Genomic DNA, 14,236 nt, shown 5'->3' with positions numbered 1-14,236 from the left:
AACAGAATAAACTGAAAAATACAGTTATAAATATTGCCCCTTCAAGATGAAGAGGCAATATTTATTAATAGTTATTATCGCTACCAAAGAAATCTTTGAACGATTGAATTGTTGTATCACGGTTTAATGCCGCAATTGAAGTTGTTAAAGGAATACCCTTCGGACATGATTGCACACAGTTTTGAGAGTTACCACAGTTCGCTAGTCCTCCATCTCCCATAATTGCACGTAAGCGATCTGCTTTATGCATTTCACCCGTTGGATGTGAGTTGAATAAGCGAGCTTGTGATAACGGCGCTGGTCCAATAAAGTCAGACTTACTGTTTACGTTTGGACATGATTCTAAGCAAACACCACATGTCATACATTTTGAAAGCTCATAAGCCCATTGACGCTTTTTCTCAGGCATTCTTGGTCCTGGACCTAGGTCATACGTACCATCAATTGGAATCCAAGCTTTAACGCGTTTTAGAGCATTAAACATGCGACTGCGGTCAACTTGTAAATCACGTACAACTGGGAATGTCTTCATCGGCTTTAAGCGAATTGGCTGTTCTAATTGATCAATAAGAGCCGTACATGATTGACGTGGCTTTCCGTTAATAACCATTGAACATGCTCCGCATACTTCCTCTAAGCAGTTCATATCCCATGCAATCGGAGTTGTTTGATTCCCTTTTGAATCAACAGGATTACGACGAATTTCCATAAGCGCCGAAATAATATTCATATTCGGACGATATGGAATTTCAAACTCTTGGTCAAACGCTTGTGCATCTGGTCCATCTTGTCTCGTAATGATGAGGCGGATTGTTTTCTCAGACATGTTGTTTATCCCCCTTCTCTTCACCCTTAGCAGCTACATCATGTTTTGAAGAATAATCACGTTTACGTGGTTTAATTAATGAAACATCAACGTCTTCGTAATGGAATGCTGGTGCATTTCCTTCTCCTTCAAATTTTGCCATCGTAGTTTTTAAGAAGTTTGCATCATCACGATTTGGGAATTCAGGTTTGTAATGCGCCCCGCGGCTCTCATTACGGTTATATGCGCCAATTGTAATAACACGTGCTAACTCAAACATATTTGCAAGTTGACGTGTAAATGAAGCACCTTGGTTACTCCATCTCGCTGTATCGTTAATGTTAATACGTTTGTAACGAGCCATTAACTCTTCAATTTTCGCATCTGTTTCTAATAACTTTTTATTTTCACGAACTACTGTAACGTTATCTGTCATCCATTCTCCAAGCTCTTTATGAAGAACATATGCATTTTCATTACCATCCATCGTTAAAATATTGTTAAATTTCTCTGTTTCGATTAATTCATTTTGCTCATATACAGTAGACGAAACAGCATCTGATGATTTAGAAAGACCTTTCATATATTCAATTGCGTTTGGTCCTGCTACCATACCACCATAAATTGCTGATAATAGTGAGTTTGCACCAAGGCGGTTACCACCGTGCATAGAATAATCACACTCACCTGCTGCAAATAAACCTGGAATACTCGTCATTTGCTTATAGTCAACCCATAGTCCGCCCATTGAATAGTGAACAGCTGGGAAGATTTTCATTGGTAGTTTACGAGGATCATCACCTGTAAATTTCTCATAGATTTCAATGATTCCACCAAGTTTAATATCTAGTTCTTTCGGATCTTTATGAGAAAGATCTAAGTACACCATGTTTTCACCGTTAATACCTAGTTTTTGCTCTACGCAAACATCAAAGATTTCACGCGTTGCGATATCACGAGGTACAAGGTTTCCGTAAGCCGGATATTTTTCTTCTAAGAAGTACCATGGCTTACCATCTTTATATGTCCAAACACGTCCACCTTCACCACGTGCAGATTCACTCATAAGACGTAATTTATCGTCTCCTGGAATTGCCGTTGGGTGAATTTGAATGAACTCACCATTTGCATAATATGCGCCTTGCTGATATACAGCAGACGCTGCTGTACCTGTATTAATAATGGAGTTTGTTGATTTTCCGAAAATGATACCAGGGCCCCCTGTTGCCATAATCACGGCATCAGCTCCGAAACTTTTAATCTCCATAGTTTGTAAGTCTTGTGCAACGATTCCTCGGCACACACCTTCATCATCAACAACAGCTCGTAAGAAATCCCAACCTTCATATTTCGTTACAAGTCCTGCTACTTCATGACGACGTACTTGCTCATCTAATGCGTAAAGTAATTGCTGTCCAGTTGTTGCACCAGCGAATGCTGTACGGTGATGTTGTGTTCCACCAAATCGACGGAAATCAAGAAGTCCTTCTTCCGTACGGTTGAACATAACACCCATACGGTCCATTAAATGAATGATACCAGGTGCTGCTTCACACATTGCTTTAACTGGTGGTTGGTTCGCTAAGAAGTCCCCACCATAAATTGTATCGTCAAAGTGGATCCATGGAGAATCCCCTTCACCTTTCGTATTTACGGCACCGTTAATTCCGCCCTGAGCACATACAGAATGTGAACGTTTTACTGGTACTAAAGAAAACAGTTCAACATTCACTCCTGCTTCTGCCGCTTTAATCGTTGCCATTAAGCCAGCCAAGCCACCGCCGACTACTATAAGTTTCCCTTTCATGCTCTCCCACTCCTTACTGATTTGCTAGCTGTGGATCGATGAACGCTAATAATGCACTCACACCTACATAAGATAGACCTAAGAAAATAGCTAATGTTACATAAGTAGAGATTCTTTGTGAACGTGGAGATACTGTAATTCCCCAGCTGATGCAGAATGTCCATAGTCCATTTGCAAAGTGGAAAATTGTTGAAACAACACCAACTAAGTAGAATGCAAACATAGCTGGATTGTTTAAAATATCTGCCATCATATCATAGTTTACCTCTTTACCTAACATTGCTTGAATACGAGTTTCCCAGACGTGCCAAGAAATGAAAATCAGCGTAACGATACCTGAAATTCTTTGGAAGACGAACATCCAGTTACGGAAATAACCGTAAGAAACCGCATTGTTCTTAGCTGTAAATGCAATATATAAGCCATATATAGCATGGTACAGTATCGGTAAAAAGATGATGAAAATTTCTAGCGCATACCGGAATGGAAGGAGCTCCATAAAGCCTGCAGCTTTGTTAAAAGCCTCTGCTCCTCTTGTTGCAAAGTTGTTTACAATTAGATGTTGCGTCAAAAAGACACCAACCGGGATGACCCCCATTAATGAGTGCCACTTACGAAACGTATACTCGCGGCCTTTCATGTCCCCATTACCCCCTTGAATGTTTGACTGCTGTTTTCAGATTAATTTATAACAATAATGTTTTTTCACTATTGGCATAAGAAAAACTGAAAAAATTATTCGAAATATTTCAGCATAATTTGATAACAAGTTCATTTTACCCCTATTTTTGTCGAAGCGTCAAGAAAACGTATACATAATTTGCATATAATTTGCCAATTCTTTTTTTCTTCTCAGATATTGAGATTTCCCTAAAGAAAAATCTGTTTTTATAAATGAAAAATGTTATATAATAATCCCTATAGAAAGAGGGGAATATTGTGAGTAAAAATACAATCGATATAACATCTTTAGAAGATGTTTCATTGAACGCCTTCGCTTATGAATTGCTACGTGAAGAATTACTACCTGATTTAATCGGCAACGATTTAGATGGTATTTTATACTGGTCTGGTAGAAACCTTGCAAGAAAATATCCGCTAGAAACAATTGAAGAAGTCATTCAGTTCTTTGAAAAGGCTGGCTGGGGCACTTTAAGCATTATTGAACATAAGCGTCGTGAAATGCAGTTCCAACTTAAAGGCACACTCATTGCAGAACGTCAAAAACAAAAAAGGCATTCTTCTTATCAACTAGAAGCTGGATTCATCGCTGAACAAATTCAAAAGCAACGGAACGTCGTTGCAGAGTCATATGAAGAAAAGAAAAAACGTTCTGACTCTATTACATTTCTTGTGAAATGGGATATAAAAGATCTCATTGAAGTGTAAGCATTACCTACAGTCAACTAGACATATCAGTTTAGTTGACTTTTTTGTATTTTCATTCACGTCAATTTATTTTAAATCTTCAGAAATTATAACAAAAAATAGAAGACATTGTAAACTACAACGTCTTCTTATCTGTTAAATACGTATAAATCGTCTCTGCAACATTTTTTGGCATACCTGCTTCGACAAATTCTGCTACAGAAGCTTCTTTCATCTTCTTTAATGAACCAAAATGTTTTAACAATACCTTTTTCCGTTTATCACCGATTCCTGGAATGTCATCCAATGCTGATTGAATGACAGATTTCCCGTGTAATTGACGATGGAATGTAATCGCAAATCGATGCACCTCGTCTTGAATACGCTGCAATAAATAAAATTCTTGGCTATTTCTCTCAAGCACCACAGGTTCCGGGGGATCTCCAATAATTAAATGGGAGGTTTTATGTTTGTCATCTTTTACAAGACCTGCCATCGGAATATATAATCCGAGCTCATTCTCTAAAATATCACTTGCAGCCGCCAAGTGGCCTTTTCCGCCATCAATAATAATCAAATCCGGTAAAGGTAAATTTTCTTTAAGCGCCCTTGTATAACGGCGTCTCACAACTTCCCTCATAGACTCATAATCATCTGGCCCTTGAACCGTTTTAATTTTATATTTCCTATATTCTTTCTTCGCTGGTTTCCCATCGATAAAAGCAATCATTGCAGAAACGGGATTTGTTCCTTGAATATTTGAGTTATCAAACGCTTCAATACGATACGGTGTTTCAATTCCAAGCTGCTTCCCTAAATGATCTACCGCTTTAATCGTTCGTTCTTCATCACGTTCGATTAAGTAAAACTTCTCTTCAAGAGCAATTTTTGCGTTTTTATTTGCTAATTCTACAAGGTCTTTTTTCTTACCACGTTTCGGCTGTGTCGCTTCCACTTCTAAAAAGCGCTCTACTAATTCCGAGTCTATACTTCCTGGAACGACAATTTCCTTCGGTTTAAAATGACTACTGTTTTCATAAAATTGGCCGATAAACGTTAAAAAGCCCTCTTCTGGTTCATCGTAAATCGGAAACATAGAAACATCACGTTCAATTAGCTTGCCTTTTCGAACGAAGAAAACTTGAACACACATCCATCCTTTATCCACTGCATATCCAAACACATCGCGATCCACTAAGTCACTCATAATCATCTTTTGTTTTTCCATAATCGCATCAATATGAGCAATTTGATCACGCAACTCTTTTGCACGTTCAAACTCTAGTTTCTCTGAGGCCTCATACATTTTTATTTCTAATTCTGAACGAACTTCTTTATGCCCACCATTTAAAAACTTAATAATTTCATCTACAATTTCTTTATTTTGTTCTTCCGTCACTTCTTTCACACAAGGCGCTAGACATTGATCCATATGATAATACAAACAAACTTTATCTGGCATATTCGTGCATTTCCGAAGTGGATACATACGATCTAGCAGTTTTTTCGTTTCATGAGCAGATTGTGCATTTGGATAAGGACCAAAATACTTTCCTTTATCCTTTTTTACATTTCGAGTAATGAGTAAGCGCGGTTGTTTCTCCGCTGTAATTTTAATAAAAGGATATGTTTTATCATCTTTTAATTGAATATTATATTTCGGATCATATTTTTTAATTAGATTTAACTCTAAAATAAGTGCTTCTAAATTCGAAGAGGTTACAATATATTCAAAATCAACAATTTCTCCTACAAGCCGCAGTGTTTTCCCATCATGTGAACCAGTAAAGTACGAGCGCACACGATTTTTAAGCACTTTTGCCTTTCCGACATATATAACCGTTCCTTGCTTATCTTTCATTAAATAACAACCAGGTTGATCTGGTAAAATAGCCAACTTTTCTTTCAAATGTTCGTGCACTCGTCTCCCTCCATTTCTACATGCTTAGCATTTTTATTTTCACTTGAAAACATACTATGCCAAAACACCCAACATACGTTCCTTTATTGTAACGGAAAGGATCTAAAAAAGAAAATAAAAAAAGCTACCATTTGGTAGCTTTTTTTATTTTAGAAGTGTTTAGAAACTAATTCTACTAACGCTTCTTTCGGTTTGTAACCTAACGCTTGATCAACTACTTTACCGTCTTTTAATACGAAAAGAGCTGGAATACTCATTACTTCGAATTGACGAGCAGTTTCTTGGTTTTCATCAACATCTACTTTTACTACTTTTACTTTTTCGCCTAATTCTGCATCGATTTCCTCTAATACAGGAGCGATCATTTTACAAGGTCCACACCAAGGTGCCCAGAAATCTAATAATACAACACCTTCGCTAGTTTCAGCTGCGAAGCTTTGGTCATTTGCGTTTACAATTGCCATTTTATTTCCTCCTTCAAGTATATTCTACCAAGAGTATATCATTAACTTATATACGTGGCGAATAATATGTATCGTTATGTATTGTAACAAAAAAATGTTCCTTTATACTATATAAAAATACGGATTAAATACTAAAAAGATGAGAGACAGGGGATCTCTCACCTTTTTCTATATATAGGGGTACTTCACTTGGAACTCAAGGGTACTTAAATCATGAATGTACTTTTAACTTTTTAAACTCTTCTGTTAAAAGAGGTACAACTTCGAACAAGTCACCGACAATACCGTAGTCAGCTACTTTGAAGATACTTGCTTCTGGATCTTTATTAATCGCAACGATTATTTTTGAGTTAGACATACCTGCTAAATGCTGAATCGCACCAGAAATACCACATGCAATGTATAAGTCTGGCGTAACAACTTTACCAGTTTGACCAATTTGTAATGAGTACTCACAGTATTCAGCGTCACAAGCACCACGAGATGCCCCAACAGCGCCGCCTAGTACGTCAGCTAACTCTTTTAATGGTTTAAATCCTTCTTCACTCTTCACACCGCGTCCGCCAGCGATAATAACTTTCGCTTCAGAAAGATCAACACCTTCTGCTGTTTTACGGACAACATCCTGAATGATTGTACGTAAATCTTTCACATCAACTGTAATAGAAGATACGTCACCGCTGCGAGACTCATCTTTTTCCAGAGTTGCAATGTTATTTGGACGCACTGTCGCAAATAAGATGCCGTCTGTTACAATCTTCTTCTCGAATGCTTTACCAGAGTAAATCGGACGAGTGAAGATAACATTTCCACCTTCAACCTCTAAAGCAGTTACGTCAGAAACTAAACCAGCTTCAAGCTTCGCTGCTAATTTTGGTGATAAATCTTTACCAAGTGCTGTATGTCCAAAGACAATACCTTCTGGATTTTCTTCAGCATGTACAGCTAAAAACGCTTGTGCATAACCATCAGATGTATATGATTTTAATTTATCATTTTCAACTGTCACAACGCGATCTGCACCGTAATGAATCAATTCATTTGCAAAAGAGGCAACGCTGTCTCCAACTAGAAGACCTACTACTTCACCGCCTTCTGCAATTGTTTTTGCTGCTGCTACCGCTTCAAACGAAACGTTACGTAGCGATCCATCACGAACTTCACCCATTACTAATACTTTACGAGCCATAGATTTTCCCTCCTGCATATATAATTTCGTATTTTATTAGATTACTTTCGCTTCTGTATGGAGCAACGATACAAGTTCTTTTACTTGATCTTGCAGCTCGCCTTGTAACACTTTTCCTGCATCTTTCTTAGGAGGCAAATAGATTTCAATTGTTTTTGTCTTTGCTTCCACATCATCTTCTTCTAAATCTAAATCATCTAATTCTAATTCTTCTAGTGGCTTTTTCTTCGCTTTCATAATACCTGGAAGCGATGGATAACGAGGTTCATTTAAACCTTGCTGTGCTGTTACTAACACTGGTAATGAAGTTGCAATCACTTCTGTATCACCTTCAACATCACGCTCAATCTTCACATTTGTACCGTCAATTTCAAGTTTTGTAATTGTCGTTACATACGGAATATTTAACGCTTCAGCTACGCGTGGACCTACTTGTCCAGATGCACCATCAATTGCAACGTTTCCACCTAAAATTAGATCTGCATCTTTATCTTTTAAATATTCAGCAAGCACTTTTGCTGTCGTGAACTGGTCACCATTTTCTACATCATCTTCAATATTAATTAATACCGCTTTATCACAGCCCATCGCTAATGCAGTACGAAGTTCTTTCTCACTATCTTCGCCACCGACTGTTACAACTGTAACTTCTCCACCTTGTGCGTCTCTTACTTGAATTGCTTCTTCAATTGCATATTCATCGTAAGGGTTGATGATGAATTCCGCTTCGCCATCGTAAATTGCACCGTTTTTAATTACGATTTTTTCTTCTGTATCAAATGTTCGTTTCATGAGTACGTAGATGTTCATTCCATTTACCCCCTTGTTTTTCAGAAAGATTCTATCAATTTTAATTTTCTGTTAATTTATATTAAAAAAATAATTGAACTACCTGCCACTAAATGAAGGTTTACGCTTTTCTAAAAATGCAGCTACACCTTCTCTTCCATCTTCACTCGTAAATACTTCACCAAAAATTTGTGATTCACGTTGTACACCTTCATAGTAATGAGACGATTTGGTCGTTTGCAATAACTCTAGTACAGCACGAGTTGTTGCTGGACTTTTTCCAGCAATTTGTTTTGCGACTTTAAGCGTATCATCTAAAAGTGATTCTTCAGAGAACAATCCGTTAACAAGTCCCCATTTCAATGCTTCTGCACCAGTAATTGGTGTACTTGTTAACATCATTTCACAAGCTTTTGCTTTCCCAACATAACGTGGTAAGCGCTGTGTACCTGCAAAGCCAGGAATTAATCCAAGTGTTAATTCAGGTAAACCAAGTTTTGCACTTTCAGTTGCAAAGCGCATGTGGCAAGACATAGCAAACTCAAGGCCGCCGCCCAGTGCCGCTCCATGAATTGCCGCAATAACTGGTTTTGAACATTTTTCAACACGCTCAAACGTAACTTGTCCAAGCTGTGCTAATTCTGTTGCTTGCTTCGCTTCAGTAACAGATGTAAATTCTTTAATATCTGCTCCTGCTGAGAAGAAACGTCCTTCACCGTGAATAACAACAACACGAATGTTATCATCCTTTTCCACTTGATCAATTAATTCAGTAACGTCATGCATAACTTGTGAAGACATCGCATTTGCTGGTGCATGATTTAACGTCGCCACCGCGATATGATCTTCAACTCTTACAGATAGGAATTTCAACATGATCCCTCCCATTATTGACGATAACCACAAGCTGCAATGAGTAGCCCATGTACCGTTTTTGAAAGTGCGACCAGATCATACTTATGATCGCTCATTACCCAATTGGTCACAACTTCATCTACTGTTCCAAAGATCATTTGTCTTGCCACGCGAACATTTAAATCTGCTTGAAATTCACCTTGTTTTATACCAGTCTCTAAAATCTCATCCATAACTTGTAAGTAGCCTTTTAATACTTCATTTATTTTAAGGCGCAAGTCTTGATTGGACTGCCTGAGCTCTAATTGCGTAACGATAGCAAGGGGATCATTTTGTGACAACAGCAAGAAGTGCGTTTCTACCAACATGAATAACTTCGATACAGCGCTTTCAATTCCTGCTGTTTTTTGACGAATTGTTTCGACAAAATCTCCCATCTTCTCTTGGAATAAGGATATTAATATATCTTCTTTATTTTTAAAATATAAATAAATCGTGCCATCAGCTACCCCAGCTTGCTTTGCGATTTTAGAAACTTGCGCTTGGTGGTACCCATTCTCCGCAATCACAATGACTGCCGCATCAATAATTTGATTGTATTTCGGTCTATTTTTCTTCACTTTACTGTCCCCTTCAAGAAGATGACTGAATGAATAGTCATTCATATTCTTATAATACTGACTATTTAGAAAAGTGTCAATCCTATTTTTTCAAAAAGAAAGGGCCTTAGCCCGTTTGCTCATCCTCATTCTTTCTCTTCTCTTCATCCATTAAAACACGGCGTAAAATTTTCCCTACTGTCGTTTTCGGCAATTCATCTCTAAACTCATATACTTTCGGCACTTTATAAGCCGCTAAATATTTACGTGCAAACTGATTTAATTCTTCCTCAGAGCACTCCGTACCTTCTTTTAACACAACAAATGCTTTAACTGTCTCTCCTCTGTACGGATCTGGAACTCCAATTGTCACTACTTCTTGCACTTTTTCATGCTCATATAATACTTCTTCAACTTCACGAGGATACACATTAAATCCACTCGCGACAATCATATCTTTCTTGCGATCTTTTACATAGAAGAATCCATCTTCATCCATGTATCCAACGTCACCTGTATGGAGCCAGCCATCTTGCAATACAGCCGCTGTTTCCTCTGGCTTATTCCAGTATCCTTTCATAATTTGAGGACCTTTCACTACAATTTCCCCTATTTCTCCTGGTGGTAATGCCTCACCAGTTTCAAGTGACATAATGATTGCCTCTGTATCTGGCCACGGAACTCCAATGCTACCCGGCACTCGCTTTTCCCATAAAAAATTACTATGTGTAACCGGAGATGATTCTGTTAAACCATATCCCTCTACTAGTTTACCACCTGTAACTTTTTCGAACTTTTCCTGTACTTCTACTGGCAGTGGTGCTGATCCACTAATACAAGCACGAATAGAAGAAATATCGTATTCTTTTAAAAGCGGGCTATTTAAAAGAGCGATATAAATAGTTGGAGCCCCTGGAAACAATGTCACTTTATGCTTCTTAATCGCTTCAAAAACCATTTTCATATCAAACTTTGGAATAAGGACCATTTTGTATCCTTGCATAATACTTAAATTCATAACAGCTGTCATACCATAAACATGGAAAAATGGAAGAACCCCAAGGACGACTTCTTCACCTTCGTTACAATTATATAACCAATGCACTCCCATCAAAGTGTTAGAAACGAGGTTTTTATGCGTTAACATAACTCCTTTTGGAAATCCGGTTGTTCCTCCTGTGTACTGTAAAAGAGCTAGATCATTTTCAGGATCACAAGGCACCTCAACATTCGTATTCACTTCTTTTTCTACTGAATTCCAAAGATGAATCGTTTCACTCTCTGATACTTTCACAACTAAATTCGACTGTTTTTTCTGCACAAATGGATACAATAGATTTTTAGGGAATGGTAAAAAGTCTGCAATACGAGTTACGATAATATGCTCAATTTTTGTAGCAGATTGAACATTCGTTACTCTTGGAAACACTAAATCGAGACAAAGAATTACTTTTGCTCCCGAGTCATGAAGCTGATATTCTAATTCCCTTTCTGTATACAGTGGATTGGTTTGTACTACGATACCTCCCGCAAGTAATGTACCGTAATAACCAATTACAGCTTGCGGACAATTCGGCAACATAATAGCAACTCGATCACCCTTTTCCACACCGAGCTTTTGAAGATAATTTGCAAACCTCTTCACCTTATCATGGAAGTCCGAAAACGTAATATCCTTCCCTAAAAAGTGAAGCGCTTTCTTTTCTGGGTAGCGAGAAGCCATCTGTTCTACATATCCATGAAGTGGCTGAATATCATAAGAAATCGTACTAGGAATTTCCTCTGGATAACTTTTCAACCATGTTTTTTCCACCTTCATTCCCCCTTCAAATACATAAAAAATAAAGTGAAACTTTAATCAGTGGGGATTTTTCAGCCCCACTGATTATTAGCCCACACCAATCGGGATTTTACGGGCAGTTAATCACCCAGCTAACTTCTTTACTTTCGCTGAATTTTGAGGCGGGATCTTACTGCCCGTTAATGCGGGATAAATGAATGTTCATTCATGATGGTTATTTTCATTATATTATAGTCACCATAGCGTTACAATCATAATATTCTGACTTTTTATAACTATGCTTTACTTCATTAACTTCTTATTATATGTAGAAACTCTCCTAATCTTAAAAGAGTAAGAGAGTTTGTCATTAACTTAATCTTATAATCGTTAATACCGCTCCTGGGGTAGTTGTTGATAATGTCGCAACAGCTAACAAACCAAATAATTGCAAACTAATTGCACTCCCCGCCGCAAGGGTCGTAATAATTGTCGCACTAAATGATGTCGTTGCTAATGCAGGAGAATTAATAGTCCCAGCAAGCGGTGCCCCATTAATTGTAATTCGTGAACTAACTAATAATGAAGCGGTTATATTAATTGTATATGAAATATAATAGTTCCCTGCATTTGCAACCGTAAATACTGTGTTCCCCCCAGACACTGTAATACCTGGACCGATATTCTGATTGTTTGGAAGCGGGACATTTGTTCCACCTAGTAGTACCGATATTGCTGTTCCCGACGTATTATTTGCAAATGCGTATGTTGCCGTTATACTTGTGCCTGTTGGGCCTGTCGCTCCCGTTGGGCCTGTTGCTCCTGTTATCCCTGTCGCTCCCGTTGCCCCTGTGTCGCCTGTTACTCCTGTCGCCCCCGTTGGGCCTGTGCCACCTGTTGCTCCTGTTGGACCCGTTGCCCCTGTTATTCCTGTCACTCCCGTTGGGCCTGTTGCTCCTGTTATTCCTGTCGCTCCCGTTGGACCTGTATCGCCTGTTACTCCCGTCGCTCCTGTTACTCCTGTCACTCCCGTTGCCCCTGTGTCGCCTGTTACTCCTGTCGCTCCCGTTGAGCCTGTTGCTCCTGTTATTCCTGTCGCTCCCGTCGGACCGGTTGGACCAACCTTAGGAACTGTCCCATCGCAACTAAAACAGCATGAATCAACATGTACACCATTTTGATTATTACACCCACAATATCCATTTATGTTATTGCTCCATGAAGACATGTTGATCACTTCCTTTACATTCGATCTTTTTAGCGTAATCACCGAATCAAAAAACACCTATCTAAATAACAAAGAAATACTTAGCCTAGTGGGGGATAAAACACAGATTTCCTCCATACATTCTAGTAATTATTACATGCGATTCACTCTCCTTTTGCTTGTACTTTCGCCCCATCTCCACAGATTATTAACCATACACATTACGCTTTCGTACACAGACAAGTTCCCATTTAAACTTTCCACATTCGCCAATCTTTTTAGTAAAGAGGCTGATTCTTCATAAATAGCAACTATAATATATAAAAATCCGTATAACTTGTTATTTCTAGTCAAAATTTTAAAAAAATATTGACACTTAAATTATCCTCATAGTATGATTTGGGTGTTGTAATTGATAACCATTTTCACTTATGGTGCTAGTTACAAAAAACACTTAATTTGGGGGCAGAAGATGAAGAAAATTATCAGTATTTTCATAGTAGTTCTTCTATTCGCTGTTGGATGCGGACAGCAAAAAGAGGAGAAAAAGGAAACAAAAGCGGACAATAAAAATCAAGCTATAACAATTAAACACGCTGAAGGGGAAACAAAGTTAGATAAACCAGCGAAAAAAGTAGTTGTACTTGAGTGGGTATATTCAGAAGACTTATTAGCACTTGGTGTTCAGCCAGTAGGGATGGCAGACATTAAGAATTATAATAAATGGGTAAATACAAAAACAAAACCAAGTAAAGATGTTGTAGATGTAGGGACACGTCAACAACCAAACTTAGAAGAAATTAGCCGTTTAAAACCAGATTTAATTATCACAGCTTCATTCCGTAGTAAAGCAATTAAAAATGAATTAGAGCAAATTGCACCAACAGTTATGTTTGATCCATCAACAAGCAATAACGATCACTTTGCTGAAATGACAGAAACATTTAAACAAATTGCAAAAGCAGTTGGAAAAGAAGAAGAAGGTAAAAAAGTATTAGCTGATATGGATAAAGCCTTCGCTGATGCAAAAGCAAAAATTGAGAAAGCAGACTTAAAAGATAAAAACATCGCAATGGCACAAGCATTTACTGCTAAAAACGTACCAACATTCCGTATCTTAACTGACAATTCTTTAGCTTTACAAGTTACAAAAAAATTAGGTTTAACAAATACTTTTGAAGCAGGAAAATCTGAGCCAGATGGTTTCAAACAAACAACTGTAGAATCATTACAAAGTGTACAAGATTCAAACTTCATTTACATTGTAGCGGATGAAGATAACATTTTTGACACTCAACTAAAAGGCAACCCTGCTTGGGAAGAATTAAAGTTCAAAAAAGAAAACAAAATGTATAAATTAAAAGGCGACACTTGGATTTTCGGTGGTCCTGAGTCTGCAACATCTTTAGCAACACAAGTAGCAGATGTAATGACAGCGAAGAAGTGATTACA

Annotated in this window: 13 protein-coding genes; 2 read left to right on the top strand and 11 right to left on the bottom strand. The window is 37.9% G+C overall.

Annotation, left to right across the window (positions count from 1 at the left end; genetic code table 11):
- Positions 1 to 64: 64 nt before the first annotated feature.
- From sdhB to sdhC, 3 genes are read right to left on the bottom strand one after another with little or no spacing between them, the layout of a single operon-like run.
- The gene (gene sdhB / locus CN409_RS20520; RefSeq protein WP_001291827.1) at positions 65 to 826 is read right to left on the bottom strand and encodes a succinate dehydrogenase iron-sulfur subunit; all 762 of its coding nucleotides are present in this window, start codon (positions 824 to 826) and stop codon (positions 65 to 67) included.
- On the bottom strand, positions 819 to 2,612 hold the full coding sequence (sdhA, locus tag CN409_RS20515; RefSeq protein WP_000676742.1) for a succinate dehydrogenase flavoprotein subunit: 1,794 nt from the start codon (positions 2,610 to 2,612) through the stop codon (positions 819 to 821). The genes sdhB and sdhA overlap by 8 nt, the downstream gene beginning before the upstream one ends.
- Positions 2,613 to 2,625: 13 nt before the next feature.
- Positions 2,626 to 3,252 carry a succinate dehydrogenase cytochrome B558 gene (gene sdhC / locus CN409_RS20510; RefSeq protein ID WP_000678354.1) on the bottom strand — a complete coding sequence of 209 codons (627 nt, stop codon included), beginning with the start codon at positions 3,250 to 3,252 and terminating at the stop codon, positions 2,626 to 2,628.
- A gap of 299 nt (positions 3,253 to 3,551) precedes the next feature.
- Between sdhC and CN409_RS20505 the strand changes: the two genes are divergently transcribed.
- Positions 3,552 to 4,001 (top strand): YslB family protein, encoded by a 450-nt coding sequence (locus CN409_RS20505; RefSeq protein WP_000042214.1) that lies wholly within the window; start codon positions 3,552 to 3,554, stop codon positions 3,999 to 4,001.
- Between the two features lie 115 nt (positions 4,002 to 4,116).
- Here CN409_RS20505 and uvrC read toward each other — a convergent pair whose 3' ends face one another.
- The 8 genes from uvrC to CN409_RS20465 all read right to left on the bottom strand — a co-directional run bounded on the left by uvrC (position 4,117) and on the right by CN409_RS20465 (position 12,805).
- Positions 4,117 to 5,901: an excinuclease ABC subunit C gene (gene uvrC / locus CN409_RS20500; RefSeq protein WP_000544290.1), complete on the bottom strand. Its 1,785-nt coding sequence runs from the start codon at positions 5,899 to 5,901 to the stop codon at positions 4,117 to 4,119.
- 149 nt (positions 5,902 to 6,050) lie between these two features.
- A complete protein-coding gene (gene trxA / locus CN409_RS20495; protein WP_001018943.1) occupies positions 6,051 to 6,365 on the bottom strand; it encodes a thioredoxin in 315 nt (104 codons plus the stop codon).
- Between the two features lie 211 nt (positions 6,366 to 6,576).
- Positions 6,577 to 7,554 (bottom strand): electron transfer flavoprotein subunit alpha, encoded by a 978-nt coding sequence (gene etfA, locus CN409_RS20490; RefSeq protein WP_000101957.1) that lies wholly within the window; start codon positions 7,552 to 7,554, stop codon positions 6,577 to 6,579.
- Between the two features lie 36 nt (positions 7,555 to 7,590).
- The gene (gene etfB / locus CN409_RS20485) at positions 7,591 to 8,364 is read right to left on the bottom strand and encodes an electron transfer flavoprotein subunit beta (RefSeq protein WP_001029028.1); all 774 of its coding nucleotides are present in this window, start codon (positions 8,362 to 8,364) and stop codon (positions 7,591 to 7,593) included.
- Between the two features lie 78 nt (positions 8,365 to 8,442).
- Positions 8,443 to 9,219, bottom strand: a complete 777-nt coding sequence (locus CN409_RS20480) for an enoyl-CoA hydratase (protein WP_000911292.1) — start codon at positions 9,217 to 9,219, stop codon at positions 8,443 to 8,445.
- An 11-nt stretch (positions 9,220 to 9,230) separates the two neighbouring features.
- The gene (locus tag CN409_RS20475; RefSeq protein ID WP_000742213.1) at positions 9,231 to 9,818 is read right to left on the bottom strand and encodes a TetR/AcrR family transcriptional regulator; all 588 of its coding nucleotides are present in this window, start codon (positions 9,816 to 9,818) and stop codon (positions 9,231 to 9,233) included.
- A gap of 106 nt (positions 9,819 to 9,924) precedes the next feature.
- The gene (locus tag CN409_RS20470; RefSeq protein WP_000416317.1) at positions 9,925 to 11,610 is read right to left on the bottom strand and encodes a long-chain-fatty-acid--CoA ligase; all 1,686 of its coding nucleotides are present in this window, start codon (positions 11,608 to 11,610) and stop codon (positions 9,925 to 9,927) included.
- Between the two features lie 337 nt (positions 11,611 to 11,947).
- Positions 11,948 to 12,805, bottom strand: a complete 858-nt coding sequence (locus CN409_RS20465; RefSeq protein WP_086390965.1) for a BclA C-terminal domain-containing protein — start codon at positions 12,803 to 12,805, stop codon at positions 11,948 to 11,950.
- A gap of 451 nt (positions 12,806 to 13,256) precedes the next feature.
- Here CN409_RS20465 and CN409_RS20455 point away from each other — a divergent pair, with 451 nt between their 5' ends.
- Positions 13,257 to 14,231, top strand: a complete 975-nt coding sequence (locus CN409_RS20455) for an ABC transporter substrate-binding protein (protein WP_016099004.1) — start codon at positions 13,257 to 13,259, stop codon at positions 14,229 to 14,231.
- The last annotated feature ends 5 nt before the right edge of the window (positions 14,232 to 14,236 follow it).

The sequence above is a fragment of the Bacillus sp. AFS012607 genome (assembly GCF_002558005.1).
Taxonomy (GTDB): Bacteria; Bacillota; Bacilli; order Bacillales; family Bacillaceae_G; genus Bacillus_A; species Bacillus_A thuringiensis_S.
The sequence above is the reverse complement of the archived record's forward strand: the minus strand, read 5'-3'. Positions and strand labels throughout refer to the sequence as shown.